This is a genomic window from Paenibacillus sp. MAHUQ-63, assembly GCF_028765165.1.
Classification (GTDB): domain Bacteria; phylum Bacillota; class Bacilli; order Paenibacillales; family NBRC-103111; genus Paenibacillus_E.
The window spans coordinates 1-3677 of sequence record NZ_JARADB010000021.1; the positions used below are offsets into that span (position 1 = coordinate 1).

Genomic DNA, 3677 nt, shown 5'->3' on the forward strand with positions numbered 1-3677 from the left:
AAATCTGCAGAAGATTTCGCAGCAAAGGCTAAAGATGAAAACATAGAAAGAGCCATAGCAGATGTCAGCACTACGGAAAGAGTTTTCTTCATAAAGGTTTGTTTCCTCCTAATATTTTAAGTTTTTTTGTTATAAAAACTTATAACCAACGGGACGACTTCGAACCAACTCGTAGGTGATTCGTGTAGCTCCGCGTCTATCACCTCGGCTACATGAATTAGTATACTATCAACTCATTTTTAATTCATTGATAAGTATTTTCCAAGTGGACAGTTAGATCCATATAAAAAAGAAGACCCCGAAGGGTCTTCTCTATTAAATAATTACTTCACGATTACCGATGTTACAACCGACTTGCCATTTGGCGAAGTAATGATCAGATCAAATGTCGAACCGCTATCTGCTTTGATCGTGCCATCGCTACCAATCTCTACTTTACCTTTAACGTTGTCTGTAGAGAATGTCAGACCCAGCAAATAGTTGTAAGCCGGAGCTTCACCTTTGTCGTACTCAACGCCATAGTTATCAGTTACAGTCAGGTCTGCTACTGCATAAGCATTGGATCCAGTGGCACCAATCGTTGCTTCTGTTTCTCCTGCTTCCAGCTTGTCTACAGCAACCATGTCGCTTTTCACAGTTACAGGAACACTTGCTTGTTTTGTACTACCGTCAACTGTTTGGTAAGTCACATTCAGTGTTGCTGTGCCTTCTTTGTTACCAAGCACGAAACCTTTACCTGCATCTTTACCAGTTCCCATTGCCACTTGCGCTACGCTTGTGTTGGAAGAAGTGATTTGCGTGATGACAGCTGGAAGTTCAACAGCTTCCCCTGCAGCGTTCTTCGCGCTGATTTTAACTTCGCGGGCAAGCTTACTTGTAGCAACATCCAACTCACTGTCCTTCACTACATCGCTATCCATAGCGTTGAACAATGGAGCTACAGTTCCTACGCTGTAAGTCAAGTCTGCATCTTCACCAACAACTGTCAAAGTTCTTTCAACTTTAGAAATCTCTTGCTCACCTTTGAAGATTTGAGCTGTGAATTTCACATAAGTTCCTTCTTTAGCTTCTTTCGTTGTTTCGAATGTGAACTCATCGTTGAAAGCTTTGAAATCGTTAGTACCTTTTTCATAAGTGCTTGTTGTCAAAACATCGTCATTCGGCATAACAACATGAGCAGTAGCATTATCAATTACTTTGCCAGCTGCATCATAAGTTACTGCAGTTGCAACCACTTTGTATTTTGTGTTGCCAGTTGCGGAATCAACAACAGAACCATTGTCATTTACATAGTTGGAATCATCCAATACTTGACCATATTGATCGATCACGTTGAATTCAAAATCAGAAGTTGCTCCAGCAACTACATTCTTCGCCGGCACTGTTACCTCTTTCAAGTGGTCCGCAATACGCGCATCGTGAACAGTGTAAGTTTTAGTTGCAGTGCTGTTTGCATTTGCTGTAGCGATAACTGCTGTTACGGAAACAGCTCCTTTGGAACCAGCTTCAATCGTGTCCAGTTTAATCATACCTTTGTGTTCACCGGATGCTACGATTTTGTTGCTGCCAGTTGCTCCAGAAATCGATACGTTAATACGATCTACGTTCGCATCGCTTGCCAGGTCAGCAGCGCTCAATTGATTGCCTTTTGCGTCATAACCGATAACTGGTACATAAACTTCCGTGTCGCCAGATGCAATCACATCGTTCATTTCGCCAATTTCAATTTTCGTCGCTACTTTAGCAGATTGAATACTTACTTTACCAGTCGCTGTTGCTGCTTGGTTAAATACGGTAAAGCCGAAGTCTCCGGACTTATCAACGTCTTTCAACAAGGAGATCTTCACTTGTGGAATGTCATTTCCATTGTCTTCTACTACATAGCTAACATCTTCACTTGCCAGATAGTCGTTCCAAACCAAGCTTGTATCTTTAAGTTTGTTTTCGCTGTTCAACATTTCATAAGACATTACAGAACCGTATTGATCATACAGATTCAAATCGTATTTAACGTTCTCGCCTTTACCATTCAAAGCTGTACCTACGGAATAACGTGCTTCACCAAGCTCAAGCTTTGTAAGAATTGGTTGTGTACCCAATTTAAAGTTTTTCGTTACGGTAATGTGGCTGTCGTTGTTCACGATCGTCACAGGAATAACAGATACACCTTGTGTTGTTTGACCATCAACTTTGGTATCCAAAGTGATCAACAAAGTGCCGTCAGTATCTTTTGTTAATTTGGTGAAGGTAGCAGCAGATGTGTAAACGTCGTAAGAACCTGCATTTGTAGAAGCAGCTTCACCATATTGGTTTACAGCTTTTGCTTTAACAATGACTTTATCAGCATAAGCAACTGTATCACCAGCATTTACGAAGTCAATGCTTTTCAGAACTTCATCTTCGCCTTTGAATGTTGCCGTTGTTTTATCAACTGCAGCTGCATCCAGGCCGCTCATGCTTACTGTGTACTCGCCATTGCTAATTCTTGCATCAGTCAATGTAATCACTGCGGATTTTTTGTCAGCCGCGAATGCAGTTGTTGTAGCAACTTCAGCTGAACCTTTTTTCAAGGACAATGCCGCTTTCTCTGTATCAACTGGTTTGTTGAAAGTTACTTCAACTTTTTGAACGCCTGTTGCTTTCGCGCCAGTTACAGATACTTTACCAGCCGGTACGTATTGTTGTTTCGCTTCATATGCACCTGTCAGCAGAAGATCACGCGTTGCGTTCGCTTGGCCGCCGAAAGTGCCATCTTCGTTGTTAGAAAGAAGTTTCAACTCAAGCGCCATAGCTACATAGCCTTGTGCCCAGCCGGAAACTGTTTTGTCTGTGCCTGTTTTGCCTTTAGCTGCTTCGTCTTGGCCAAGTACACGAACCAAGAATGTTGCCAGTTGTTCTTTCGTTACTTTACCAGCAGGGTTATATTGACCTTCAGCATAACCGTCAGTCACACCAGCTGTTTTCAAAGCTTCGATGTAAGGAAGTGCATAGCCGTTAGCTGCGTCGGTTACACTAACATCGGAGAAGCTGGATGTTTGCAGGTCTTTGTTTACGTCAAGACCCATGATCAGAGCCGCAACTTTTGCGAATTGTGCACGGTTCATTTCGTCTTTCAGACCAAATGTAGTTTCCGATACACCGTCAAAAATACCAGCGGAGATCATTGCATCGAATTTCGCTTTTGTAGCTGCATCTAGGTCTTTCAAATCTGTGAAATCTGCGGAAGATTTCGCAGCAAATGCTAGAGATGAAAACATAGAAAGAGCCATAGCTGATGTCAGTACTACGGAAAGAGTTTTCTTCATAAGGGTTTGTTTCCTCCTATTATTTGAAAGTTTTTGTTATAAAAACTTATAACCAGCGGGGCAGCAGATGAATCACTAATGCCGATTTCGTATATCGTTTCGTATATCATCTCGGCTACAAAATGAGTATACTATTATTCGTTGACGAAATCATTGATAAGTATTTTCCATGTCGGTTCATGGTTCGACCTAATCAAAAAATAAAAGAAGGCCGATTGGCCTTCTTTTATTTAAAGAGATTAGTTTTTAGCACTTGCTACAGTAACCGCGACAACGTCGGATTTACCGCTTGGAGAAGTGATAGTCAGATCGAATGCTGCATCTTGCAAGTTGCCATCTTTATCAGCGATTCTTTCTACTTTGATGTTACCT

Annotated in this window: 1 protein-coding gene; it reads right to left on the bottom strand. The window is 41.6% G+C overall.

Annotation, left to right across the window (positions count from 1 at the left end):
• Positions 1 to 323: 323 nt before the first annotated feature.
• Positions 324 to 3305, bottom strand: coding sequence for an S-layer homology domain-containing protein (locus PUT07_RS35250; RefSeq protein WP_274473512.1), 2982 nt, complete (start codon positions 3303 to 3305; stop codon positions 324 to 326).
• Positions 3306 to 3677 lie beyond the last annotated feature (372 nt).